Source organism: Kitasatospora sp. NPDC058444 (assembly GCF_042721415.1).
Taxonomy (GTDB): domain Bacteria; phylum Actinomycetota; class Actinomycetes; order Streptomycetales; family Streptomycetaceae; genus Kitasatospora.
In genome coordinates, this window is record NZ_JBHXLL010000049.1 from 24,014 (window position 1) to 48,814 (window position 24,801).

General features: G+C 74.6%; 18 protein-coding genes. 5 read left to right on the forward strand and 13 right to left on the reverse strand.

The window, feature by feature from the left end:
• Positions 1–115: 115 nt before the first annotated feature.
• Together ACFWP2_RS33750 and ACFWP2_RS33755 are read left to right on the forward strand one after the other, a co-directional pair.
• Complete coding sequence (locus ACFWP2_RS33750) at positions 116–970, forward strand: hypothetical protein (protein WP_380458643.1); 855 nt, start codon at positions 116–118, stop codon at positions 968–970.
• Positions 971–1,306: 336 nt separating this feature from the next.
• Positions 1,307–2,215 (forward strand): hypothetical protein, encoded by a 909-nt coding sequence (locus tag ACFWP2_RS33755; RefSeq protein WP_380458645.1) that lies wholly within the window; start codon positions 1,307–1,309, stop codon positions 2,213–2,215.
• A gap of 224 nt (positions 2,216–2,439) precedes the next feature.
• Here ACFWP2_RS33755 and der read toward each other — a convergent pair whose 3' ends face one another.
• From der to ACFWP2_RS33770, 3 genes are all read right to left on the reverse strand, one after another.
• Positions 2,440–3,894 carry a ribosome biogenesis GTPase Der gene (gene der / locus ACFWP2_RS33760; RefSeq protein WP_380458647.1) on the reverse strand — a complete coding sequence of 485 codons (1,455 nt, stop codon included), beginning with the start codon at positions 3,892–3,894 and terminating at the stop codon, positions 2,440–2,442.
• A gap of 220 nt (positions 3,895–4,114) precedes the next feature.
• Positions 4,115–4,828: a (d)CMP kinase gene (gene cmk, locus ACFWP2_RS33765; protein ID WP_380458649.1), complete on the reverse strand. Its 714-nt coding sequence runs from the start codon at positions 4,826–4,828 to the stop codon at positions 4,115–4,117.
• Between the two features lie 288 nt (positions 4,829–5,116).
• Entirely contained in the window at positions 5,117–6,202 is a 1,086-nt protein-coding gene (locus tag ACFWP2_RS33770; RefSeq protein WP_380458652.1) for a prephenate dehydrogenase, read from the reverse strand.
• Positions 6,203–6,657: 455 nt separating this feature from the next.
• Here ACFWP2_RS33770 and ACFWP2_RS33775 point away from each other — a divergent pair, with 455 nt between their 5' ends.
• The 3 genes from ACFWP2_RS33775 (at position 6,658) to ACFWP2_RS33785 (ending at position 11,003) form a co-directional block, all read left to right on the forward strand.
• Positions 6,658–8,931 carry a DUF4139 domain-containing protein gene (locus ACFWP2_RS33775; RefSeq protein WP_380458654.1) on the forward strand — a complete coding sequence of 758 codons (2,274 nt, stop codon included), beginning with the start codon at positions 6,658–6,660 and terminating at the stop codon, positions 8,929–8,931.
• A gap of 3 nt (positions 8,932–8,934) precedes the next feature.
• Entirely contained in the window at positions 8,935–10,482 is a 1,548-nt protein-coding gene (locus ACFWP2_RS33780; protein ID WP_380458656.1) for a mucoidy inhibitor MuiA family protein, read from the forward strand.
• A gap of 158 nt (positions 10,483–10,640) precedes the next feature.
• Positions 10,641–11,003, forward strand: coding sequence for a DUF952 domain-containing protein (locus ACFWP2_RS33785; protein WP_224284232.1), 363 nt, complete (start codon positions 10,641–10,643; stop codon positions 11,001–11,003).
• A gap of 45 nt (positions 11,004–11,048) precedes the next feature.
• On the opposite strand, the gene ACFWP2_RS33790 is transcribed toward ACFWP2_RS33785, so the two are convergent.
• The 10 genes from ACFWP2_RS33790 to ACFWP2_RS33835 form a co-directional block, all read right to left on the reverse strand.
• A complete protein-coding gene (locus tag ACFWP2_RS33790) occupies positions 11,049–12,056 on the reverse strand; it encodes a helix-turn-helix domain-containing protein (RefSeq protein ID WP_380458658.1) in 1,008 nt (335 codons plus the stop codon).
• Between the two features lie 422 nt (positions 12,057–12,478).
• Complete coding sequence (locus ACFWP2_RS33795; RefSeq protein ID WP_380458660.1) at positions 12,479–13,714, reverse strand: pseudouridine synthase; 1,236 nt, start codon at positions 13,712–13,714, stop codon at positions 12,479–12,481.
• Positions 13,715–13,776: 62 nt separating this feature from the next.
• Positions 13,777–14,370 carry an SMC-Scp complex subunit ScpB gene (locus ACFWP2_RS33800; RefSeq protein ID WP_380458699.1) on the reverse strand — a complete coding sequence of 198 codons (594 nt, stop codon included), beginning with the start codon at positions 14,368–14,370 and terminating at the stop codon, positions 13,777–13,779.
• A 323-nt stretch (positions 14,371–14,693) separates the two neighbouring features.
• Positions 14,694–15,644 (reverse strand): segregation and condensation protein A, encoded by a 951-nt coding sequence (locus tag ACFWP2_RS33805; RefSeq protein ID WP_380458662.1) that lies wholly within the window; start codon positions 15,642–15,644, stop codon positions 14,694–14,696.
• A 483-nt stretch (positions 15,645–16,127) separates the two neighbouring features.
• The gene (locus tag ACFWP2_RS33810; protein ID WP_380458664.1) at positions 16,128–16,715 is read right to left on the reverse strand and encodes a hypothetical protein; all 588 of its coding nucleotides are present in this window, start codon (positions 16,713–16,715) and stop codon (positions 16,128–16,130) included.
• 41 nt (positions 16,716–16,756) lie between these two features.
• Positions 16,757–17,824, reverse strand: a complete 1,068-nt coding sequence (locus tag ACFWP2_RS33815; RefSeq protein ID WP_030245868.1) for a ParA family protein — start codon at positions 17,822–17,824, stop codon at positions 16,757–16,759.
• A gap of 425 nt (positions 17,825–18,249) precedes the next feature.
• Entirely contained in the window at positions 18,250–19,365 is a 1,116-nt protein-coding gene (gene ald / locus ACFWP2_RS33820; protein ID WP_380458666.1) for an alanine dehydrogenase, read from the reverse strand.
• A 260-nt stretch (positions 19,366–19,625) separates the two neighbouring features.
• Positions 19,626–21,827 (reverse strand): tetratricopeptide repeat protein, encoded by a 2,202-nt coding sequence (locus ACFWP2_RS33825; protein ID WP_380458668.1) that lies wholly within the window; start codon positions 21,825–21,827, stop codon positions 19,626–19,628.
• Positions 21,828–22,064: 237 nt separating this feature from the next.
• Positions 22,065–22,712, reverse strand: coding sequence for an NUDIX domain-containing protein (locus tag ACFWP2_RS33830; protein WP_380458670.1), 648 nt, complete (start codon positions 22,710–22,712; stop codon positions 22,065–22,067).
• A gap of 124 nt (positions 22,713–22,836) precedes the next feature.
• Positions 22,837–24,516 carry a CTP synthase gene (locus tag ACFWP2_RS33835; RefSeq protein WP_380458672.1) on the reverse strand — a complete coding sequence of 560 codons (1,680 nt, stop codon included), beginning with the start codon at positions 24,514–24,516 and terminating at the stop codon, positions 22,837–22,839.
• Positions 24,517–24,801 lie beyond the last annotated feature (285 nt).

A 24,801-nucleotide genomic window follows, 5' to 3' on the forward strand; every position in this document is an offset into this window, starting at 1 on the left:
AATTCCCGTCAGCCTCGACGGGCACCCGTGACGCCTGACACAAGGGCCCGTTGGGCATGGCGACCTCTCCGTGTCCGCCCCCGAACCCCCATCCGCACCCATCCGAGGAGACCCTGTGCCGCGCATGCTCGACGTCAGCGACGAGGTCCGGTCCGAGATCGGCGACGACGAGGCCGACCGCCTGCTAGGTGGCGACCGCGCCCCCGACGGCTACGAGTGCACCTCCTGCCGGACCCCCGGCGACGCGCACGTGGAGCCCACCAGCACCGTGCTGTTCATCGGCGAGGAGACCGCCGTCCTCGCCTTCGCGCACGCCCGCTGCATCCCTTCCCAGGTCGTACCGGTCTCCGAGGAGCAGCTGGCCGGCGCCGTCCGCAGCATCAGCCAGTCCCAGCCCGGCGGCCCGGACCTCGCCGCCCCCGCCCCCGCGCCGGCTCCGGCCCCGTCCCCGGCGGCCGCGCCCCCCGGCCCCGCCCCGACCCAGCCGGCCGCGCCCGGCCAGGCCGCCATCCTCGGCATCACCTGCGGGCTGGTGCTGCAGGGCAAGGTCGGACACGCCTCGCTGGTGGTCGAGCCGACCGGGCCGGTCGGCCGCCCCGGCAGCACCTCGGGCGAGGACGAGTTCCTCGACCTGCTCCAGGACGCCGGCTTCCAGCCCGTCACCGACCTGGACGAGACCCCGGATCAGCTGCCCGGCTGGTCCGTCCTGGTCGCGATGGGCAAGCTGCACGCGATCCTCCAGCCCGCCGCGGCCGGCGGCAGCACCGGCTGGTGGCAGGCGCACCAGCCGCTCCAGGTCACCGACGCCTGGCGGATGGCCGCGAGCCAGCTGTCCCAGGTGACGATGTACGCCGTGCCGGCCGGCATGGTCGGCCGGCAGCCCCGCGAGGACCTGCTGCGGCAGGCTCTGGAGCGGGCGGTGGCGCTGGGTCAGGTGGTCTCCGCCTCCCTCCCGCTCGCCGGCACCTGATCCGGCTCGGCGCCCTGCCCCGCCCGACCCGCCGGAAGGCGGCCACCCACCCCCGTGGCCGCCTTCCGGCGTGCGCGCGCCCGGCACGCCCTGCCCGTGCCCGTCCGCGTCCCCGTGTCAGCGTGCCCGCTCGTCCGCACTCCGGCGCGTCGCCGTCGCTACCACCACGGCCTTGCGCCCCCGCACTGCCCAACCCGACCCGGCGCACCGTACGGTCGGCACACCGGCGCGTCCACGTTCCGACCGGCGCTTCCTCCCCCTCCACGCTCCGGCGTGTAGAGGCGCCCACGCTCCCACGTCCCGCATCCCCCGCCCCTCTCGCTCGTTGGCCCCTACGTGTACAGCTACGACGTCTCCGCGTCCCCCGGCCGGTCCGCCACCGCCTCGCGCTCGATCCCGGGCATGCGCCCGTCGTACGACGCCGAGCACCCGCACTCCGCCACGCCGATCTACGACGAGCTGTACTCCGAGTACCGGCGCCTCTTCCGTGCCCTGCCCGGCGACCGCTCGGGGGAGGAGGACCTGAAGTTCACCGGCTTCGCGGTCCGCGACAGCTACCCACTGCTCGGCGAGCAGCAGCAACAACAGCAACAGCAGCCGTACCCGCCCCAGCAGCAGGCCTTCCACACCCTCGCGGGCCACGTGCCGGGCCTCCCCCAGTTCATGCCGGGCCCCCAGCACCACGGATCCGGACCGACCGGCGGCCAGCAGCACGGCCACGCCGGTGCCCAGCCCCACAGCCACAGCCACAGCCACAGCCACAACGGCGCTCACACCGGGTCCGCCCACGCCAACACCCACACCAACACCCACCCCGGCAGTCACCCAGCCACGCACACGGCCGGCAATCCCTCCGGCACGCACGCCGCCGGAAGCCACCTCACCGGCCGTCACCACGGCCACTCCGGCGGCCACGCCGAGCCCGCCGTCACCACCCCCGCACACGCCTCCGCCCCTGCCCCCGCCCCCGTCGGCGACGGCCCGGGCCACACCGCCACGGCCCCCTCCCAGGACCAACCCGCCCTCTCCGCCGCCCAGTTCACCAACGGCCAGGGCTGGGTCGCGACCGGCTACCTGGGCGCGGCCCCGCACCCGATGCCGGTCCCCGCACCCCCGCCCCCGGCGCCGCCCGCACCCGCCCCGGTGATGGGCACGGTCGACGGCCTCGCCCCCACCCGGCCCTCTGGCGGCCGGCACCGTCAGATGCTCTCCCTGCCTCCGGGCCCCACCGCCGACCACCGCTGACCACCGCTGACCTACCGCCGAGAACCGCCGACGCCCGCCCGCCCTACACACCACGGAGGCCCGCGCCTGACCAGCGCCAGGGCCAGCGCCAGCGCCGAAGGCGGCCCCCACCCCGAAAACGCCGGAGGGCCCCGCCACCACCATGGCGAGGCCCTCCGGCCGTAGGTCAGCGGACCGGTCACTCCTGCCCGCTGCTACCCCTACGACTACGACTACTGCTACTTCTACTTCTTCTTGCGCTTCTCCCGGACCCGCACCGAGATCGAGATCGGCGTCCCCACGAACCCGAACTCCTCCCGCAGCCGGCGCTCGACGAAGCGTCGGTAGCCGGCCTCCAGGAAGCCCGAGGCGAACAGCACGAAGCGCGGCGGACGAACGCCGGCCTGGGTGCCGAACAGGATGCGCGGCTGCTTGCCACCACGGATCGGGTGCGGGTGGGCGGCGACCAGCTCGCCGAGGAAGGCGTTCAGGCGCGCGGTGGGGATGCGGGTCTCCCAGCCCTCCAGCGCGGTCTCGATCGCCGGGACGAGCTTCTCCATGTGCCGGCCGGTCTTGGCGGAGACGTTGACCCGCGGGGCCCACTGCACCTGGACGAGGTCGCGCTCGATCTCGCGCTCCAGGTAGTAGCGGCGCTCATCGTCGAGCTGGTCCCACTTGTTGTAGGCGACGACGACGGCGCGCCCGGCCTCGACGGCCATCGAGATGATCCGGGTGTCCTGCTCGGCGAGGGTCTCGCTGGCGTCGACCAGGACGACCGCGACCTCGGCCTTCTCCAGCGCGGCGGCGGTGCGCAGCGAGGCGTAGAAGTCGGCGCCGGCGGTGAGGTGGACGCGGCGGCGGATGCCGGCGGTGTCCACGAACTTCCAGGTCTTGCCACCGAGCTCGATCATCTCGTCGACCGGGTCACGGGTGGTGCCGGCCAGCTCGTTGACGACGACGCGCTCCTCGCCGGCGACCTTGTTCAGCAGGCTGGACTTGCCGACGTTGGGCCGGCCGATCAGCGCGATGCGGCGCGGGCCGCCGGGGGCGGCGTCGCCGAAGGTCTGCGGCGGGGCCTCGGGCAGCGCGTCCATGACGGCGTCCAGCAGGTCGCCCGAGCCGCGGCCGTGCAGGGCCGAGACCGGGTACGGCTCGCCGAGGCCGAGCGACCACAGGTAGGCGGCCTCGGCCTCGGTGGAGGGGCCGTCGACCTTGTTGGCGCACAGGACGGTCGGCTTGCCCGCCCGGCGGATGATCTTGATCAGGGCCTCGTCGGTGTCGGTGGCGCCGACGGTGGCGTCCACCACGAACAGCACCGCGTCGGCCTGCTCGATGCCCAGCTCGGCCTGGGCGGCCACCAGGGCGTCGATGCCGAGGACGTCGATCTCCCAGCCGCCGGTGTCGACCACCTTGAAGCGGCGGCCGTTCCAGCTGGCCTCGTAGGTGACCCGGTCGCGGGTGACGCCTGGCTTGTCCTCGACCACGGCCTCGCGGCGGCCGATGATGCGGTTCACCAGGGTCGACTTGCCGACGTTCGGGCGGCCGACCACGGCCAGCACCGGCAGTCGGACGTGCTCGGCACCGTCCACGGCGTCGAGGCCGTCGAGGTCGAAGCCCTCTTCGGCGGCGAGTGCCATGAACTCGGCGTAGTCGGCGGCGTCCAGCTCACCGTGGCCGGTGGCGGCGTGCTCTGCGGTCATGTTCGTCTGTTCCGTTTCCCGGCCCGGCCCTTCCCAGGGGCGTGCCGTGCGTACCTGCCCCACTCGGGGCAGCGCGATGGGTTGTCTCCGCGGCGCCTCGACGGCCCGCGGTTCACTTCAGTGGCTGGTCGGCGGCCGTTGGCCGGCGGCCCTTGGTCGACAGTCGCCGATCGGCGGCCGTCGGCCGACCGTCACGGGACGGCAGCCGGTCGTCGGCCGGTCAGACCGAGGACAGTCCGGCCCGCGCCTCCACCAGCCCGGCGATCCGGTCGATCACCTGCTCCAGGGTGAGGTCGCTGGTGTCCACCAGGACGGCGTCCGCGGCCTGGGTCAGCGGGGCCGTCTTCCGGGAGGAGTCGGCGGCGTCGCGGCGGGCGAGGTCGGCGGCCATCGCGGTGATGGTCGCCTCGTCCACGCCCTTGGCGCGCAGCTCGGCCGCCCGGCGCGAGGCCCGGGCCTCCTCGGACGCGGTCAGGAAGACCTTGACGGTGGCGTCGGGGAACACCACGGTCCCCATGTCACGCCCCTCGGCGACGATGCCGCGCTCGGCGACCTCGGCGCAGCCGCGCTGCAGCTCCACCAGCCGGGACCGTACGGCCGGCACCGCGGACACGGCGCTGACCTTGGCGGTCACCTCGGGGCCGCGGATCGGGCCGGAGACGTCCTGGCCGTCCACCGTTATGGTGGGGCCGTCGGCGTCGGTGCCCGAGACGATCACCGGCTTGCCGCACGCGACGGCCACCGCCTCCGGGTCGTCGACGTCGACGTCGTTGGCCAGCATCCACCAGGTCATCGCCCGGTACATGGCGCCGGTGTCCAGGAAGCTCAGGCCCAGCCGGGCGGCGACCGCCCGCGAGACGGTCGACTTGCCGGAGCCGGAGGGTCCGTCGATGGCGACGACGACCGGGGCGTGCGCTCGGTCGGCAGTGTCCACGGGGCGAACCTCTCTCTGAGCATGGGAGCCGGAGCCTGGGGAGGCGGACGGCCGGGGATTGTCTCCCTCAAGGTTAATGGACCGCCGCCGTGACTCTCTCCGCCGCCGTCCGGCCCGGCCGGCATGTAACCGGCACCATGAGTGATACCGGTTACGGACGAGGCCGCTCCCCCGGAAAGCCCAGCGCACTCAGAGCACCCAGGACACCCGGAGCGCCCAGGACACTCGGGACACCCAGAGCATCCGGGACGCCCAGGACGCCCGGGACAACTCAGGACACCCGGACCCTCAGTCCCGCACGCTCCACCCGCTCGCCCGCAGCGCCTTCGTCAGCCGCTTCACCGCCGTCGGCGCCACCGACAGCTGGACGAAGCCGACCTGCTGCCCGGTCGAGTGCTCGATGACGACGTCCTCGATGTTGACCCCGGCCTCGCCGACCTCCCCGAACAGCCGGCCGAGCTCGCCCGGCTGGTCGCCCAGCACGACCGCCACGGTCTCGTACCGGGTGGGCGGCGCACCGTGCTTGCCGGGGATGCGGGCCTGACCGGTGTTGCCGCGCCGCATGACCTCCACGATCCCGGCCGCGCCGGCCTGGCGCTCGCTCTCCTCGACGGCTTCCATGGCGCGCAGCGCGGTGACCGTCTCGCCGAGGTCGCGGGCGACCCCCTCCAGCACGTCGGCGACCGCGCCCGCGTTGGCGGAGAGGATGTCGACCCACATGCCGGGGTTGGAGGCGGCGATCCTGGTGACGTCGCGCACGCCCTGGCCGGAGAGCCTTATGGCGGTCTCGTCGGCGTTCTCCAGCCGGGCCGCGACCAGCGAGGAGACCAGCTGCGGGGCGTGCGAGACCAGGGCGACCGCCCGGTCGTGCTCGGCGGCGTCCATCACGATCGGCACCGCGCCGCAGAGCGCGACCAGCTCCAGCGCGGCGTTGAGCGTCTCGGTGTCGGTGTCCTCGGTCGGGGTGAGCACCCAGGGACGGCCCTCGAAGATGTCGGCACGGGCGGCCAGCGGGCCGGACCTCTCGCGGCCGGCCATCGGGTGACTACCGATGTAGTGGGCGGTGTCGCAGCCGAGCTCGGCGATCTCGCTGCGCGGACCGGCCTTCACGCTGGCGACGTCGGTGTACCAGTGCGCCAGGTTGCGGCGCTGGCAGTCGGCGAGCACCTTGCCGACCAGGGCGGGCGGGACGGCGATGATCGCCAGGTCCACCGGGCCGTCGACCGGGTCGGTGATGCCCGCGCCGAGCGACTCGGCGGTGCGGGCCGCGTCCGGGTCGGCGTCCTCCAGATGGACGGTCAGACCGCGAGCGGTCAGCGCGAGCGCGGCGGAGGTGCCGATCAGTCCGGTGCCGACGACGACGGCAGTGCGCATGGCGGGTCGCTCTCCTCATCACGATTCTCGACAGGTGCCGGAACCGTCCGGGAGCACCCGCGCCCCATCCTCCCTCATCCACGCCGCCGAAGTCCCCACCCACCACCCGGCAACCGGAGCGGCGGCCCGGCAGCTTCCGGCACCGGCAACCGCCGCGGGCCCACCCCCGTCCCCCTCAGCACACACGCCGTACCAGGAAATCCTGCGACGCCCGCACCGAAGCCGGGCAGACTGGCCGCCCGGGGGGACGGCGCCGACGGCACGGAATGTGGGCAACGCGGAAGAAACAGACCGACAGCGGCACGACGAGGCATGACAAGCACGACGCGACGAGCACCACGCAACGCGCGCCACACGACGACCACCGCACGACAAGCACCACAGGACGAGCACCACGCCACCGGCGCCACGCGGCGGGGACCACGGCGGGGAACACGCGAACGAAGGGGTTGCGCATGGACGATCAGCACAACGGCCGGAGCGGGCAGTCGAAACCGCCGACCGTACCGGCCCACCCGTCGGTCCTGGACTCCGTCGTGGTGTACGCCGAGGGCGCGGTGTGCCGCCGACGGGCCACCGTCCCGGTCCCACCCGGTGGGCGGCTGCGGCTGACCGGCCTGCCCGCCGCCCTGGACGGCCGCTCGCTGCGCGCCCGGGTGCTCGCCGGACCGGCCGGAACCGCCGTCACCGAGGCCCGGCTGGAGCTGCTCCCCGAACTCCGCGAGCCGGACGAACTCCCGGACCTGAAGCGGGTGTTGGACGAGGCCACCGAGCGCCGCAGCGTGCTCGCCGAACGCCACCGGCTGGTCCTGGCCTCGATCGCCGAGACCGCCGCACTGCGGGCCGTCCCGCCGCAGCGCCGACGCGACGAGCCGCTGCGCCGCACGCCCGCCGACGCGTGGCTGGAGCTCGCCGACTTCGTCGACGAGCGGCTGTCCCGGCTCCAGAGGCGGGCCGAGGAGCTCACCCGGGAACTGGAACTCGCCGATCACGAGCGCGACTTGGCCGCCGACCGGCTGGAGCGCGCGTCCACCCCCGACCGGGTCGACGCGGTCGGCACCAGCACCACCGTCCTGCTCACGCTCACCACCGGGGGCACCCCCGACGGCGCCCACCCCGACCTCAACCCGGACCAGGACCTCGTCCAGGACCAGGACCTCAGCCAGGACCAGGAGCTGGAACTGGAACTGGAACTGGAGTACGGCGTCCCCGCCGCCCGCTGGGTGCCCGCCTACCGGCTCTCCTACCGGACCGGCTCCGACACCGCCCACCTGGTCCTGCGCGCCGCCGTCGCCCAGCGCACCGGCGAGGACTGGACGGGCGTGCGCCTCGCCCTGTCCACCGCCGACCTCGACCGCCGCACCGACCTGCCCCGGCTCGCCTCGCTGCGGATCGGTCGCAGCCAGCCCGCGCCGCCGCCCTCCGGCTGGCGCGAGCCCCCGGCCGGTCTGAGCGACCTCTTCACCGGCTACGACGCGGCGCACACCGACCGCCCCGTCCCGCGCCACCGCCCGATCGCCGTCTCCGCCCTGACGCCCGCCCCCGCGGCCCCCGCCGCCCCCGTCACCCGCCCCGCCCGCGCCGGAGGCGCCGCTCCGGGCGGCCCCCGCGCCGAGGCGGCCTTCGCGGCCGACGAGCCGATCGCCGACGGCCCGTACGGCGGCGGCCCGTACGGCGGCGGCCTGCTGAGCGCCGACGAGCCGATGCCCCCGCCACCGGGCGCCCCGGGCGGCTTCGCCGGCTACGGCGCCCCGCCGCCGGTGCCCGTCCCGGTCGCCGCCTCGGCCCCGGTGCCGCAGGCTCCGGGCGGTCGACCGTCCGCGAAGGCCCGCCGCCGCGTCGGCCACGCCGCCCCGCCCCCGCCGCCGTCCGGCCTCGCCCCGGACGCCACCCTGCTCGACTACCCCGACCTCGTCCTGGCCGGCCCGGAGGAGCCCGCCGCCCGGCGCGGCACCCTGCACCCCCGCCCCGAGCGGATCCGCCGCGCGGAACAGGACTGGACAGCGTTCGGCGGGGCCGGTGACAGCGGCACCGTCCAGCTGCGCGCCCTCGCCCTGCCCCGGCACGCCGTCGCGCCCCGTGAGTCGGCCGGTTCCTTCGACCACCGCTTCGACGCCGCCGCCCCCGCCGACATCCCGTCCGACGGCACCTGGCACACCGTCACCGTCGGTGAGATCCCCCTCGCCGTCCGGCCCGAGTACGTCACCGTCCCCGCCGTCGAGGAGAAGGTGTACGCGACCCTGGTGCTCGCCAACCGCACCGACCAGGCCGTCCTGGCCGGTCCGGCCGAGGTCACCGTGGACGACGAGTTCCTGCTCACCGCCGCCCTGCCCACGCTGGCGCCCGGCGGCACCCGGCGGCTGGGCATCGGCGTCGCCGAGAGCATCGAGGTGGCGCGCCGCACCGAGCTGCGCGAGTCCGCCACCGGCATGCTGAAGGGCAACAGCACCGTCCTCGACCACCGGGTGCACGTCCAGCTGGCGAACCGGCTCGGACGCGCCGTCACGGTGGAGGTCCGCGAGCGGGTGCCGGTCACGTCCGACGCCGAGATCCGGATCGAGGAGCGGGCCGACTGGCACGCGCCGACCGTCTCCACGCCGGACTGCCCGCCCAGCACCCGGCTCTGGCGCGTCGACCTGCCGCCGGGCGGACGCACCGAGCTGGACGGCGGCTACCTGATCAAGATCCCGGCCGGAAAGGCCATCGTCGGCGGAAACCGGAGGAACTGAGCGATGACCGTCGAGACCCTTCCCCTCCCCGTCACCGCCGTGACCTGCCTGGAGGACCGCGGCCAGGTCGAACGCACCACGACGGTCGGGCTCACCGCGGGCGTGCAGCGGCTGCGCCTCGGCCCGCTCACCGCACTCGCCGTCGACCGCACCCTGCGCGCCGAATCCGCCACCGACGGCGTCCGGGTGCTGGACGCCCGGCTGGTGCGCGGCTGGGCCCCGCGCGCCCCGCTGCCGCCCGGGCCGGAGGACTCCGAGCTGCGCCACCGGCTGCACCGGCTCGACGCCGAGACCCGGCTGGCGGACCAGACCCGGTCCCGGCTGGAGGCCCGGCTGGCACTGCTCGCCCAGCTCTCCGCCGACCTGCTGCGCGAGATCGGCGAGGGCGCCGGCCTCGGCGAGCTCGAACCCAACCGCTGGGCCCGGGAGCTCGGCCGGGTGGACGCCGAGCGCGAGCGCTACGGCGAGGAGCTGCGCGCCACCCACTCCCGGCTGCGCCGCCTGGAGCAGGAGCGCTCACAGGCCCTGATCGCGCTGGACGAGGCCGAGGAGGAACCGGCCGAGCTGACCGCCCACCTGGAGCTCACCGTGGAGGCGGCGCGGCCCGGCCCCGCCGAGCTGACCGTCTCCCACCTGGTGCCCTGCGCCCTGTGGCGGCCCTCCTACCGGGCGACCCTGGACGGCACCGACCTGCGCCTGGAGTCGGAGGCGGTGGTCTGGCAGCGCACGGGCGAGGACTGGACGAACGTCCGGCTCACCTTCTCCACCGCTCGCTCCGCCCTCGCCACCGCCCCGCCCGCGGTCGCCGAGGACGTCCTGGTGCTGCGCGAGCGCACCGACGAGGAGCGCCGCACGGTCGAGGTCGAGCTGCGCGAGGAGGCGGTCGCCACCCTGGGCCCGGGTTCCGGGGTCCCGGGCGTGGACGACGGCGGCGAGGTCCGGGTACTGCCCGCCCCCGCGACCGCGACCGTACCCTCCGACGGCCGCGCCCACCGGGTGCCGCTGGGCGCCTTCACCGGGTCGGCGAGCAGCGAGTACGCCAGCGCCCCGGAGCTGTCCCCGCTGGTCACCCAGGTGGTCCGGTTCCGCAACACGGCCGGGCACCCGCTGCTGGCCGGCCCGGTCGAGCTGGTCCGCGGCAGCGGGTTCACCGGCCGCGGCGAGCTCCGCTTCACCGCCGCCGGCGCCGACGCCGAACTGTCCTTCGGCAGCTCGGACGGCTACCGGGTGGTCCGGGAGACCGAGGAGCGCCAGGCCACGGCCGGCCTCACCGGCCGCCAGACCACCACCCGGACGGTCCGGCTGCACCTGTCCCGCTTCTCCGGCCCGGAGGAGCGCGACGAGCGGATCGTCACGGTGCGCGAGCGGGTGCCGGTCTCCGAGGTGTCGGCGGTCGAGGTGCGACTGCGCAAGGAGGAGTGCTCCCCGGCGCCGGACTCCTTCGACGCCGAGGGCATCGTCCGCTGGGACGTCCCGCTCGCCCCGGGCGCCCGGCGCACCCTCACGCTGGTGTACGAGGTGTCCGCGTCCGCCAAGGTGGCCGGCCTCTGACCGCTACGGCCGCCCCCGGGTCGCCCGTCGGGCGGCTCGCGGGCGACCTACTGGCGACCTACTGGCGGCCTGCGGGCGCCGGCGGACACCGGCGGACACCGCCGTGCCGATGACGGCCGCTCAGGACCAAACCGGAGACAACGGGTAGAAAAGGAAGCATGATCCTCCACCTCGCTCCCCTGGACGACTGGCTGGCCGACCCCGGCCGCCCGTACGCCACCGCGTCACTGCTCACCGACGGGTTCATCCACTGCTCGGCGGACGAGCAGACGGCCCTCGCGGTGGCCAACGCCTTCTTCGCCGACACCCCCGACCCGCTGATGGTGCTGCTGATCGAGGAGTCGCTCGTGGAGCCGATGGTGAAGTGGGAGGCCCCGCACGGCGCACCGCCGCCCGGGGCCACCCCCGGAGTGCTGTTCCCGCACATCTACGGGCGGCTGAACCGCACCGCCGTGGTCGGCCTGGAGAAGGTCGAGCGCGGCCCGGACGGCCGCTGGGCCTCGCTCAGCCCCTGGAGCTGACGGGGACGTCACCCGGGGGGACGATCCCGACCGGGGTAGCGCCTCCTACAGCCACCCCCGCTCCCGGGCCGCCATCCCGGCCTGGAAGCGGGTGGTGGCGCCCAGCGAGCGCATCAGGCTCTGGAGGCGGCGCTGGGTGGTCCGGGCGCTCCAGCCGAGCGAGCGGGCGATCGACTCGTCGGTGAGCCCGGCCGCCAGCAGGCCCAGCAGCTTGCGGTGGTCGGCCTCCGGCCCCGACGCGCCGTCCGCGGCGCCGGCCTCCGCCTGCAGGCGCACGGCCCGCTCCCACTCCGCCTCGAACAGCGTGTCCAGCGCCTGGAGCAGCGCCGAGGGGTGGATCACGTACGCGGCGTCCAGCACGCTGTCGCCGACGCTGATCGGGATGATCGCCATCCGGTCGTCCGAGATGATCATCTTCATCGGCAGCGCCGGCCGGACCCGCGCCTCCTCGCCGTCCGCGACGCCGGCCAGGATGTTCTTCTCCAGCCGCCCCGGCCAGGCCACCGCCTCCCGGTCGTAGATCGTGCGGAACTTCACCCCCTCGCGCAGCCGCCGCCGCTGCAGGGGCATCGGCGCCACCGGGTCCTGGATGTACGGCGGACGGTCGAAGCCGCGCACCTGGTACCGGCTGGTCTCGGTGATGTGCTCCAGCCGCTGGGCGATCGCCTCGCCGCCCGTCAGCACCTCCACCGAGTGCGCCGGGTCGGTGTACCGCGAGGCCTCCCGGAAGGCGTCCATCAGCCGGTGCATCTCGGCCCTGGCGTAGCGCAGTTCCGACTCCCGGTGCCCGATCAGCGTGCCGATCGCGACGTCCGGGGGGACCGGCAGGTAGCGGTGCCGGTCCACCGGCGCCCGGGTGGCCATGCCCTGCTGCGCCAACCGGTCCAGGGCGCGCACGCTCTGCTGGAAGGTCAGCCCGCAGCTCTCCGCCAGCTCCTCCGCCGTGGACTGCGGGTTGGCCACCAGCGCCGCGTAGACCTGCCCGTCCGGCTCCGCCAGTCCCAGCGCGCCGAGGGCCTGTCCGCCGGCCCGCCCCAGTGCTGCATCGGACACGACGCCCACTCCCCCTGCTCGCCCGTTCCCGTTGGCCCGCTCCCGCCCCGGCCCGCGCGCCCCGTGCTGGCGCAGTCCCGCCACCGGGCGAGGCGGTGCTCCGGTGGCCATCCTCGGCCACGGATCATGGCGCTGACAAGGCCATGACCAGCGGTTGCGTCCCGGCTCACACGACGCGCCCGAAACATGGACCCCCGCCCGTGGACACCGGCGCACGCACGCCCACCCGTGGACACCGGCGCACGGACACCAGGGCGTGAACAGTCGCGCGTAGCGACCCGCCCGTGAACAGGCGCACCCGGGCATCCGCGCGTGAACACCAGCGCATGGGCGTCGCCTGTAAACACCCGCGCCACCCCCCGAGACGCCGGAGCCCCCGGCCGCAGCAAGTGCGGACGGGGGCTCCGGGGGAGCGGACGGGCCTACAGGCCGACCTCGCGCATCAGCTGGCCGACCTCCGGGTTGGTCAGGCGGCGCAGCCAGCCCGACTTCTGGTCGCCCAGGGCGATCGGGCCGAAGTGGGTGCGCACCAGCTTCTCGACCGGGAAGCCGGCCTCGGCCAGCATCCGGCGGACGATGTGCTTGCGGCCCTCGTGCAGGGTCACCTCGACCAGGTAGTTCTTGCCGACGTTGGAGATCACCTTGAAGCTGTCGGCGCGCGCGTAGCCGTCCTCCAGCTCCACGCCCTGGGCGAGCTGCTTGCCCAGGTCGCGCGGGATCGGGCCCTGGATCGCGGCCAGGTAGGTCTTGGTCACGCCGTAGCGCGGGTGGGTGAGGCGGTGGGCCAGCTCGCCGTGGTTGGTGAGCAGGATGATGCCCTCGGTCTCGGTGTCCAGGCGGCCGACGTGGAACAGCCGGGTCTCCCGGTTGGTCACGTAGTCGCCCAGGCACTGGCGGCCGTCCGGGTCCTCCATGGTGGAGACCACGCCGGCCGGCTTGTTCAGCGCGAAGAACAGGTAGGACTGGGTGGCGACGGTCAGGCCGTCGACCTTGATCTCGTCCTTCTGCGGGTCGACCCGCTTGCCCTGCTCGGTGACGCGCTTGCCGTTGACCTCGACCCGGCCCTGCTCGATCAGCTCCTCGCAGGCGCGGCGGCTGCCGACGCCGGCCCGGGCCAGCACCTTCTGGAGGCGCTCGCCCTCGGGCTCGCCGAAGGTCTTGGGCAGCTTGACGGCCGGCTTGTCGTGCCGGGCGAGGACGGCGTCCTCGATCTTGGCCTGGAGCTCGCGGGAGCGCTGCGGCTGGCGGCGCGGGTCGCCCGGGGCGCCCTGGCCCTCACGGCGCGGGCGCGGGGCCGGGCCGGGGCGCCGGCCGGCGTAGCCACCGCGGGCCGGGGTGGCGTTGGGGCCGCCGCCGTACTCGGGGCGGTCGTACTTGCGCTCCTCGGGCCGCAGCGGGCGGTCCGGGTAGCGGCGGTCGTCGCGCCGGTCGTCACGGCGGCCCTCGCGCCGGTCGTCACGGCCGTACGAGCCGCCCCGCGAACCCGACCCCGAAGCCGAGCCGCCGCGGCCACCGCCACCGCCGTACGAACCTCCGCGCGCGCCCGAGCCGCCGCGGCCGCTGCCGCCGCCGTAGGAGCTGCCGCCCCGGCCCCCGCCCTGTCCGCCGCGACCGCTCCCGCCGCCGCTGCTGTTCCTGCCGTTGCCACTGCTACGCATCAAAGTGTCCGTACGTCGTTCCGTCTGGGATGTGCGGTCGTTTCGGCCGACCTCACCGCCCCCTACCGATCGGGCCCGGCCCGACCGGCCTCGCCACTGCCGTCCGCGGCCTGCGCGGCAGCGGCGGCGACCGCCTCCGCGATCATCGTGCCCTCCAGGGACTCCGCTTCCACGTCGTCGACCTCGGGCAGGAAGGGAGCGAGCTCCGGCAGCTCGTCCAGGCCGCGGAGCCCCATCCGTTCCAGGAAGTAGTTCGTCGTCCGATACAGGATCGCACCTGTTTCGGGCTCGGATCCGGCCTCTTCCACCAGTCCTCGCTGTACCAGGGTACGCATCACGCCGTCACAGTTCACACCACGGACGGCGGAAACCCGCGATCTGGACACCGGCTGCCGGTAGGCGACCACCGCCAGAGTCTCCAGCGCGGCCTGGGTGAGGCGGGCCTGCTGGCCGTCCAGGAGGAAGCGGTCGACGGCCGCGGAACAGGTGTCCCGGCTGTAGAACCGCCAGCCGCCCGCGACCAGCCGCAGGTCGAACCCGCGGCCCTGGGCCGTGTACTCGGCGGACAGCTCGCGCAGCGCGGCGGCCACCTCCGCCCGGGGCCGCTCCAGCACCCCGGCCAGCCGTCCCTCCGCCACCGGCTCGTCGACGACCATCAGGACGGCCTCCAGCTCGGCCCGCAGCCCGGCGTCGGCGGATTCCGCTGCACCGGAAGTCGGCGGGGCCGACTTCTGATGCACGACACGCCCCTCCGCCACCGCCTCGCCCCCTGCCCGCCCCTCGGGCACAACGGGCTCGACGGGCTCGACGGGCTCCGCAGGCTCAACGAGCGCCACCGGCCCGACCGGCCCGACCGGCTCGACGGGCCCCACCGGGTCCGGCAGCAGCTCGAAGGCCGGCTCCAGCCACTCCTCGGCCCGCGGCCGCCCCGGCAGCCCCAGCGGGCGCCGCACCCGCCGCCCGCCCTCGTTCCCGCCGCTCATCGCCGCCCGTCCTCCTCGCCCTCGCCCGCCTCGCGCACATCGCCCGCTTCACCGGCCGGCCGGTCGAACTCGTCCGTCACCTCGACCGCTCCCCGGCCCTCCTCGGCCACCCAGCGCACCACCAGCTCGCCGAGCGCCTCCGGCTGCTCGAAGGCGAGCACCCGCTCCCGGTAGAGCTCCAGCAGCGCCAGGAACCGGGCGACCACCACCAGGTCGTCCGGCGCGTCCTCGACCAGCCGCTGGAACGAGGCCTCACCCAGCTCGGTGAGCAGCCCCACCACCAGGGAGGCCTGCTCGCGCACGCTCACCGGCGGGGAGTGGATGTGGTCCACGTACACGACCGGCGCCGGCCTGGGCCGCATGGCCTTGGCCGCCAGCTCGGCGAGCCGCTGCGGCCCGATGGTGATGACGACCTCCGGCAGCAGCTCCGCGTGCCGGGGCTCCAGGGCGGCGCTCCGGGGCCGGCGCAGCAGCTCGGCCGCCCAGCGTTCGCCGAACAGCGCCGCCGCCCGCTTGTACGCCCGGTACTGGAGCAGCCGTGCGAACAGCATGTCCCGGGCCTCCAGCAGGGCCAGATCCGCCTCGTCCTCGACCTCCGCCACGGGCAGCAGCCGGGCGGCCTTGAGGTCGAGCAGGGTGGCGGCCACCACCAGGAACTCGGTCGCCGCGTCCAGGTCCCAGTCCGGGCCCATCGCCCGGATGTGTGCCATGAACTCGTCCGTCACGGTGGCCAGCGCCACCTCGGTGACGTCCAGCTTGTGCTTGGCGATCAGGCTGAGCAACAGGTCGAAGGGACCCTCGAAGTTGTCCAGCCGTACCCGGAAGCCGCCCCGCGACCCGTTCTCGTCCCCGGCCGCACGCGCGGCGGCGGTGCTGGTGGAGCTGGTGGCGGAGGCGACGCTGGTGGCAGTGGCAGGGACGGCTGCTGGTCCGGCGGTACTGGGCATGACGGTCCATCTTCACCCGGCCCCGCCCCCGGCCCCGCCCCGGGGCCGCCGACACGCCGTCGCACCGGGCCCCGGACCGGCCTCCACCGGCCTCCGCCGGGCCCCCACCCGGCCTCCACCGGATGTCCGACCGGCGCCCACGGGCCCGCACGGGCCCGCACGAGCCCCTCGGCACGCCCCCGCCCCACCGAACCGGCCACAGGGTTCCACCAGAAGGTCCCACGCCCCCGGGAACGCCCCTCCGGAGCCCGACACGGCCCCGGCACGGCCCTCCGAGGCCGATCCTCGCCCAGGGTCCCGCGCAGCGCCTCCTCGGCGCCTCGCGCCCCCTCCGGGCCCCGCGCGCCCCCCGACGGCTCCCGACGGCCCCGCCTCCCGCCCGGCGGCCTCCCCACGCCGGGCCCGCGGCCCCTCGACATCCGGGCGGTACGGACCGCCCCCCTCGACGCCCGGCGGATACCGCCGACCGCCCTTGCCCGCCGCCTACCGGCCGCGCAGACGCCGAACCAGGATCGAGGCCTCGCCGCGCTGCTCCAGGTCCGCCAGGACGACCGCGATGGCCTCCCGGACGATCCGCCCGCGGTCCACGGCCAGGCCGTGCTCGCCGCGCAGCACCAGCCGGGTGTGCTCCAGGTCCATGAGCTCCTCGGCGGACACGTACACCGTGATCTTCTCGTCGTGCCGCTCGCGCCCGCTGGGCCGGCGCGGCGCGCGGCCGCGCGGCCGGGCACGACCGGCGGCACCGGGCTGCTCCTCGGCGGCACCCTGGTGCGTCCGGGCCGCCGGGGCGGAGCCGGCTCCGCGGCCGCCCTGGACGGCCTTCCCGGCGGTGGCGGCACCCGCGGCGGGTGCCGGCCCGAGGGCCGCACCGGACCGCTGGCCGGGCGGCTGCGCGGGCGCCGGCACCGAGGCGGCCGCCTGCTGCTCCGGCGTCACCTGCCGGTCGTCCCGGGCGCCCTGGGCCGACTCGGCGCCCTCGGCGCCGTCCGGTTGGCCGTTGACGGTCCGCGCGGTCTCCGGTCTGGATGCCTCGGCGGCCGGACGCGGCGCGAGGGAGGGCGACAGCGCCATCCCTCCCGTGGTCCGGAACAGCTCGTCGGCACCCGGGAGACTCACTCGGCGGGGCGGCACCGGTCGAGCACCTCCCTGGCGAGCTGGCGGTAGGCGGCGGCACCGACCGAGTTGGTCGCGTACGTCGTGATGGGCTCGCCGGCGACGGTGGTCTCCGGGAAGCGCACGGTGCGCCCGATGACGGTGTGGAAGACGTGCTCGCCGAACGCCTCGACGACGCGCGCCAGCACCTCGCGGCTGTGCACGGTGCGCGAGTCGTACATGGTGGCCAGGATGCCGTCCAGGCGCAGCTCGGGGTTGAGACGCTCGCACACCTTCTCGATGGTCTCGGTCAGCAGCGCGACACCGCGCAGCGCGAAGAACTCGCACTCCAGCGGGACGATCACGCTGTGAGCGGCCGTCAGCGCGTTGACCGTCAGCAGGCCCAGCGAGGGCTGGCAGTCGATGATGACGTAGTCGTAGTCGGGCAGCAGCGGCTTCAGGGCGCGCGCCAGCGCGGACTCCCGGGCCACCTCGCTGACCAGCTGCACCTCGGCGGCGGAGAGGTCGATGTTGGAGGGCAGCAGGTCCATGCCGGGGACCGCCGTCTTCAGCAGCACTTCATCGGCCGTCAGGCCCCGCTCCATGAGCAGGTTGTAGACGGTGACGTCGAGCTCCATCGGGTTGACGCCGAGGCCGACCGAGAGCGCGCCCTGCGGGTCGAAGTCGACGAGCAGCACCCGGCGGCCGTACTCGGCCAGCGCCGCGCCCAGGTTGATGGTCGACGTGGTCTTGCCGACGCCGCCCTTCTGGTTGCACATGGCGATGATCTGGGCGGGGCCGTGCTCGGCGACCGGTGCGGGGATCGGGAAGTACGGCAGCGGACGGCCGGTCGGGCCCACCCGCTCGCGGCGCTGTCGCGCGGCGTCGGGGGCCAGCGTGGCGGCGTACTCCGGGTCCGGCTCGTACTCGGCGTCCGGGTCGTCGTAGGCGCCGTAGGCGAACTCGCCGTAGGCCAGGCCGTAGGCCGCCAAGTCGGCGTCGTGATCGGTCACCGTGGTCACCTGTGCTGTGTTCTGGCGTGCTTCGAACGTACGGAGTGCGACCGAGCCGACCTCGGCCGAGCCCACGGAGGGCTGCCGGGCCCCGGGCTCCTCACTCGGCTGGCCGGCGGTGAGTTCCGCCAGTCCTGGCTGACCACCCCCGGGAGCAATTGTCGACTCATTCACAAGTCGTCTTACCTCCTTGGGCATCCAGGACTCTATGTCGATTCGTCAGCGTGGCAGCATGCCGACGGTTTGCGACTCTAGGCCGTTCAAGGCGTTCGCAGCAACACAATCCACGGTAGTGGGCAGGATGTGTCGAGTATCGAGCGGGCCGCTGTCAAGGGATGAGAGGGTCACCGGCCCCGACGTTTCCGGGGGCGGGTGACGTGACCGACGGATATTGACGACAGAGCGACCCGGCCGGTCGACCCGCTGATCACGGGCACGGCGAAGCCCCCGGCCCGAAGGGATCGGGTCGGGGGCGAACGACCGCCGGGCGGTCAGGGGGTTCAGGCGAGCACGCTCTCCAGGGAGACCGACTCCAGGCCGAAGGCCTCGGCCACGGCCGGGAAGGTGATCTGGCCCTCGTGCACGTTCAGGCCCTTGGCGAGCGCGGCGTCGCGGCGCAGCGCCTCCTTCCACCCGCGGTTCGCCAGCTCCAGCACGTACGGCATGGTGGCGTTGGTCAGCGCGTAGGTGGAGGTGTTCGGGACGGCGCCCGGCATGTTGGCCACGCAGTAGAAGACCGAGTTGTGGACCTTGAAGGTCGGCTCGTCGTGCGTGGTGGCGTGCGAGTCCTCGAAGCAGCCGCCCTGGTCGATGGCGATGTCGACCAGCACGGAGCCCGGCTTCATGCGGGAGACCAGCTCGTTGGTGACCAGCTTCGGGGCCTTGGCGCCCGGGATCAGCACGGCACCGACGACCAGGTCGGCCTCGACGACGGCCTTCTCCAGCTCGAAGGCGTTCGACACGATGGTCTTGACCTTGGTGCCGAAGATGCGGTCGGCCTCGCGCAGCTTGTTGATGTCGCGGTCCAGCAGGGTCACCTCGTAACCCATGCCGACGGCGATGGTGGCCGCGTGCCAGCCGGAGACGCCACCACCGATGACGACGGCCTTGGCCGGGTGGGTGCCGGGCACGCCGCCCGGCAGGGTGCCGCGGCCGCCGGCCGGGCGCATCAGGTGGTACGAGCCGACCTGCGGGGCCAGGCGGCCCGCGACCTCGGACATCGGGGCGAGCAGCGGCAGCGCGCCGTTCGACAGCTGCACGGTCTCGTACGCGATGGCGGTGGTGCCCGAGGCGACCAGCGCGTCGGTGCCGGCCCGGTCGGCCGCCAGGTGGAGGTACGTGAAGAGGGTCTGCCCCTTGCGCAGCCGGTGGTACTCGGAGGCGATGGGCTCCTTGACCTTCAGCAGCAGGTCGGCGGTGGCCCACACCTCGTCGGCGGTGGGGAGGATGGTGGCGCCGGCGGCCACGTACTCCTCGTTCGGGATCGAGGAGCCGACACCGGCGTTGTCCTCGATGTAGACCTCGTGTCCGTTACGGACCAGCTCATGCACGCCGGCGGGCGTGATGGCCACGCGGTACTCGTGGTTCTTGACCTCGCGGGGGATGCCGACCTTCACGGCTAAACACGTCCTCTTGCCATGGGGGTCCCGACCGGAGAAGACCGGTGGGCGACGCGCACGTGGGGAAGCCTCCGGGGCAGCCCGGGGCGGGATCGCTGCGCGACTGAGTCCGAGTGTAATGAAGCCCAGTCGGCGTGTCAGCCTTCCAAAGTGAATAATTTTCCCGCACGCATTGGCAGGTTCGTAGGCTTCCCCTGCGACTTACCCACCAAAGACGCCCAACCCAGGCATCTTCGACAATACCTCCGAAAGGCCCCTCACCACCCGGCGTCCACGCGTTCCCGCAGGTCCGCGAGGGCCGCGCCGACGGCCTCCCGGCCCCGCTCGTCGCCCAGCCGGCGCAGCACCGCGAGGGCGGCCCGGTACTCCCGGTCGGCCTCGTCGAAGCGGCGCTGCGCGGTGTGCGCCTCGGCCACCCGGGCCAGCAGCCGGGCCTCGGCCGCGTGGTCGCCGAGGGCCTGCCGCAGGCCGAGCGCCCGCCCGTACCAGTCGGCGGCCCGCACGGAGTCGCCCAGCGCCCGGTGGCAGTTGGCGGCGCTCTCCAGGGCCCGGGCGCAGAGCGGTTCGTCGTCGGCCCTGCGGGCGTGCTCCAGGGCGGCCCGGTAGCGGGCGGCGGCCGGATCCCAGCGGCCCGCCGCGGCCTGGAGGTCGCCCAGGTTGAGCAGCGCGGCCGAGGCCCGGCGGGGCCGGCCGTTGCGCTCGGCGACGGTCAGCACCAGCTCGTGCAGCCGGTAGAGGTCGGTGGGGGCGGCGGCCCCGGTCAGCGGCAGCGTGCGCAGCAGCGCGGTGACCAGCCGCCCGGCCGAACCGTCCAGGTCGCCCTGGCCGATCGCGTCGGCCACCGCACCGAGCAGCAGCTCCCGCTCGCCGAGCAGCCACTCGCGGGCGTGCGCGGCGGAGCGCAGCCGCAGCGGGGCGGGCAGCGGTTCCGGGCCGGGGCCCGGCGCCGGGTCGAGCAGCGCGCGGGCCGACTCGGTGAGTCGGACCAGCCGCTCCAGCAGCCGGGCCCGGGCGAGCTCGGTCTCGGTGGGCCGGTCCTCCTGCTCCCGCAGCCGGACCAGCCGGGGGTAGAGCCGCCCCGGCACCCGGTAGCGCTGGGTGCCGTCGGCGGCCGGCGCCTCCTCCCCGAGCAGCTCCCGCTCGGCGAGCGCGGCCAGCGTCGCGGCCGCGTCCGGCACCGGGCAGCCGACCAGCGCCGAGGCGGTGCGCGGGTCGGCGGTCTGCGCCGGGGCCAGGGTGAGGGTGCGCAGCATCCGGGCCTGGGCGGCCGGCAGCCCGCGGTACACCAGGGTGAACGCGCCGAGCAGCGGGTCGTTGTCGGGGACGGGCACCGGCTCGGCCGGCTCCGGGCCGGGCTTCACCCAGGCCGCCGGATCACCGGCCGTCCCGGTCACCGCGGCGGCGGCACCGGCCGTGGCAGCGGCACCGGGAGCAACCGTGGCACCGGCGCCGGCACCGGCACCGGCCGTGGACTCACCGACCCGACCCTGCGCCGCCGCCTTCCCCAGGACGGGCTTCCCCGGTGCGGGCTTCCCCGCGCCAGGCTTCCCCGCCCCCTCCCCCTTCCTCTGTGCCCGGTCCGGCTCCTGCCGCGCCTCCCCCTTCTTCTCCTTCTCCTTCTCCTTGTCCTTCGGCACGGCGCCGGCCGCGGGCTCCGCGGAAGCCGCCGCGACCGTCGTCTCCTCCCCCACCACCCGGTTGAGCTCGCGCGCCGCCTCGGTGACCGCGATCTTCGGGTTCCCGCGCAACCACCCCGCCATCAGCCGCAGCGCGGCCGGCCGGGAGGCGCAGGCCTCGGCCAGGTCGGCGCCGCCGACCGGGTCGCAGGAGATCCGGGTGCCGCCGACCAGGTCGCCCAGCAGCTCCCCGGAGGCCTGCCGGTCCAGCCCGCCGAGGATCACCGGGTCGATGTCCTCGATCCCGGTGAGCGGCCCGGCCGTGGTGGCGAGCACCAGACAGCCGGGCTCGTCGGCCAGCAGCGGCCACACCTGCCCGGCGTCCCGGACGTCGTCCAGCACGAGCAGCACCCGCAGCCCGGCGAGCGCCTCGCGCAGCGCCACGCAGCCGGGCTCGTCCCGCCCGTCCTCGCCCGCGCCGGGCAGCGGCACGGCGGTCCGCGGGTCGAGCTGTTCCAGCAGCAGCCGGGCGGCCCGGGCCGGCGGCACCCGGCCGCCGTCGGGGGCGGACAGCCGGACGAACAGGACGCCGTCCGGGTAGTCGGCGGCGACGGTACGGGCGAAGCGCGCCGCCAGTACCGTCCGGCCGGAGCCGGGGCGCCCGGCCAGCACCAGCACCGGGCAGCGCCCGCTCGCCGGGCGGGCGGCGGCCGCCCGCAGCGCGGCCAGTTCGGCGCGCCGCCCGACGAACAGCGCGGGCCCGGCGGGCAGCCGCTCAAGGCCCGGAACGGCCCCGGCGGGCGCGCCGGGGCCGGGGTCCATCGTCGCCGTCTTCCTCGCCACCCGTGCCACTCCCGACGTCATCCCGCGCTCGGCATCCGACGCTCGGCTTCCGGTGCCCAGCCTCCGGAGCTCAGCGGAGGCGGCCCGGGACGGGCGCCCTGTCTGCGAAGCGTAGTTCGACCGTCCGGCTCAGTAGAGGTGACATCCGGTCGTACGAATCGGCAAATCACCCCAACGACTCAACGCACGGCGGCCCGCCGTCCCCCTAACGGCCGCTCCGTCCCCCGACCGGCCGCCTCAGGCCTCGAAGGGTCGGGCCGGCCAGGGCGAGTCCGCCGGGCGCAGCGCGTCCAGCCCGTCCGGGCCGGTGAGCGCGGCGTGCACCGCGAGGGTGCCGGTGACCAGGGTCGGGTTGTGCAGTTCCCCGGCCTGGATCAGCCGGATCAGCTCCGGCACCGGCACCCAGGCGACCTCGATCTCCTGCTCCTCGCCCTCGGCCGCGTAGCGCTCGCCCTCGGCCGGCGCCAGGTCGGTGGCCAGGAACATCCGCAGCGCCTCGTCGGTGCCGCCCGGGGAGGTGTAGTAGTCGGCGAGGACCCGCCAGGTGCCGGCCTTGCAGTGGGCCTCCTCGTACAGCTCGCGCCGCGCGGCGTGCCACGGGTTCTCGCCGGGCACGTCGAGCAGGCCGGCCGGCAGCTCCCACAGCCGCTGGCGCACCGGGTGGCGGTACTGGCGCAGCACCAGCACCCGCTGCTCGTCGTCCAGGGCGAGCACCGAGACCGAGCCGGGGTGGGTCTGGTAGTCGCGGCGCGCCCAGCTGCCGTCGGGCATCCGGACCTCCTCGCTGCGCACCCCGGTGACCTTGCCCTGGAACGGCGTCCCGCTCTCCCGGACCTCCCACTCCTCGGCCACGTCGAAGATCCCCTGGCGGCCCTGCTCGTCCATCGCTCTCCCCTTTTCGTCAGTACGACACAATCTAACGCCGAACGGCGGCCCCGCGGGAATCGCGGGGCCGCCGTCCGGTGAACGACCGCTGTCGACGACGACAGCCGACCGGGAGGACCGAGGATTACTCGGAGGCCGCGGTCTTGATCTCGATGGCCGCCTTGACCAGGCCCGCGAACAGCGGGTGCGGGCGGGTCGGGCGGGACTTCAGCTCCGGGTGGGCCTGGGTGGCCACCAGGTAGGGGTGCACCTCGCGCGGGTACTCGACGTACTCGACCAGGTCGCCCTTAGGCGAGAGGCCGGAGAACACCAGGCCGGTCTTCTCCAGGTCCGCGCGGTAGGCGTTGTTGACCTCGTAGCGGTGGCGGTGGCGCTCCTCGACGTACTGCTCGCCGCCGTAGACCTCGCGGACGATGGAGCCCTCGGCGAGCTTGGCCGGGTACAGGCCCAGGCGCATGGTGCCGCCCAGGTCGCCCTTGCCGTCGACGATGGCCAGCTGCTCGGCCATCGTGGAGATGACCGGGTGCTTGGCGGCGGCGTCGAACTCGGTGGAGTTGGCCTCCGGCAGGTCGGCCAGGTTGCGGGCCGCCTCGATGACCACGCACTGCAGGCCCAGGCACAGGCCCAGCAGCGGGACCTTGTTCTCGCGGGCGAAGGTGATCGCGCCGACCTTGCCGTTGACGCCGCGGTCGCCGAAGCCGCCGGGGATGCAGATCGCGTCGACGTCACCGAGCTGCGCCCGGGCGCCCTCGGGGGTCTCGCAGTCGTCCGAGGTGACCCACTTGATCTCGACCCGGGCGTTGTTGGCGAAGCCGCCGGCGCGCAGCGCCTCGGTCACCGACAGGTAGGCGTCCGGCAGGTCGATGTACTTGCCGACCAGGGCGACCTTGACGATGTGCTGCGGCTCGTGGACGCGGCGCAGCAGGTCGTCCCAGGTGGTCCAGTCGACGTCGCGGAACGGCAGGTCCAGGCGGCGCACCGCGTAGGCGTCCAGGCCCTCGCCGTGCAGCACCTTGGGGATGTCGTAGATCGACTTGGCGTCGATGGCCGCGACCACGGCCTCCTCGTCCACGTCGCACATCATCGAGATCTTGCGCTTGATCGCCTGCGGGACCTCGCGGTCGGCGCGCAGCACGATCGCGTCGGGCTGGATGCCGATGTTGCGCAGCGCGGCGACGGAGTGCTGGGTGGGCTTGGTCTTCAGCTCGCCCGAGGGGCCGATGTACGGCAGCAGGGAGACGTGCACGAAGAACACGTTGTCCCGGCCGACCTCGTGGCGGACCTGGCGGACGGCCTCCAGGAACGGCAGCGACTCGATGTCGCCGACGGTGCCGCCGACCTCGGTGATCACCACGTCGACGTCCTCGGTCGCCATCCGGCGGATCCGGGACTTGATCTCGTTGGTGATGTGCGGGATGACCTGGACGGTGTCGCCCAGGTACTCGCCGCGGCGCTCCTTGGCGATGACGGTCGAGTACACCTGGCCGGTGGTGACGTTCGCCGAACCGTGCAGGTTGGTGTCCAGGAACCGCTCGTAGTGGCCGATGTCCAGGTCGGTCTCGGCGCCGTCGTCGGTGACGAACACCTCACCGTGCTGGAACGGGTTCATGGTGCCCGGGTCCACGTTGAGGTACGGGTCGAGCTTCTGCATCGTCACGCGCAGGCCGCGGGCCTTGAGCAACGCGCCGAGGCTGGAGGCGGTGAGCCCCTTTCCGAGAGAAGAGGCGACACCCCCGGTGACGAAGAGGTGCTTGGTCGTCACGGCGCGGCCGTTCGCTGCCTTGCCGGAATGGGGCTGTGCCAAGAGGGGGCTCCCGTGGGTCGCGTGTCGAAGAAGACGTGGGCGGGAGGCTCGGGGTTCGCCGGGCGACGGGAGGCCGGCTCGGTGCGCGGCGCTCGTTGGGTCGTCGATTCGGCTGGTCCGGGGCGTTTGATCCCGCCGGTCCACGGGATACCAGGGTATCAGTGACGCGACCCGGACGCCGTTCCGGGCCGCGCGCGCCGCACCGAGGGGGCGCGCGGGGCGCACCACCGGCGCATCACACGGCGCACGCGTCACACCGGTCGCACAACCCGCCGGACCGGGCCA

Excerpts from the sequence above, each read along its gene's own strand:
- der (WP_380458647.1), bottom strand. The coding sequence starts at position 3,894 with ATGACCGCAGAGCACGCCGCCACCGGCCACGGTGAGCTGGACGCCGCC.
- ACFWP2_RS33770 (WP_380458652.1), bottom strand. The coding sequence starts at position 6,202 with ATGCGCACTGCCGTCGTCGTCGGCACCGGACTGATCGGCACCTCCGCC.
- ACFWP2_RS33775 (WP_380458654.1), top strand. The coding sequence starts at position 6,658 with ATGGACGATCAGCACAACGGCCGGAGCGGGCAGTCGAAACCGCCGACC.
- ACFWP2_RS33780 (WP_380458656.1), top strand. The coding sequence starts at position 8,935 with ATGACCGTCGAGACCCTTCCCCTCCCCGTCACCGCCGTGACCTGCCTG.
- ACFWP2_RS33785 (WP_224284232.1), top strand. The coding sequence starts at position 10,641 with ATGATCCTCCACCTCGCTCCCCTGGACGACTGGCTGGCCGACCCCGGC.
- ACFWP2_RS33795 (WP_380458660.1), bottom strand. The coding sequence starts at position 13,714 with ATGCGTAGCAGTGGCAACGGCAGGAACAGCAGCGGCGGCGGGAGCGGT.
- ACFWP2_RS33800 (WP_380458699.1), bottom strand. The coding sequence starts at position 14,370 with ATGGTCGTCGACGAGCCGGTGGCGGAGGGACGGCTGGCCGGGGTGCTG.
- ACFWP2_RS33805 (WP_380458662.1), bottom strand. The coding sequence starts at position 15,644 with ATGCCCAGTACCGCCGGACCAGCAGCCGTCCCTGCCACTGCCACCAGC.
- ACFWP2_RS33810 (WP_380458664.1), bottom strand. The coding sequence starts at position 16,715 with ATGGCGCTGTCGCCCTCCCTCGCGCCGCGTCCGGCCGCCGAGGCATCC.
- ACFWP2_RS33830 (WP_380458670.1), bottom strand. The coding sequence starts at position 22,712 with ATGGACGAGCAGGGCCGCCAGGGGATCTTCGACGTGGCCGAGGAGTGG.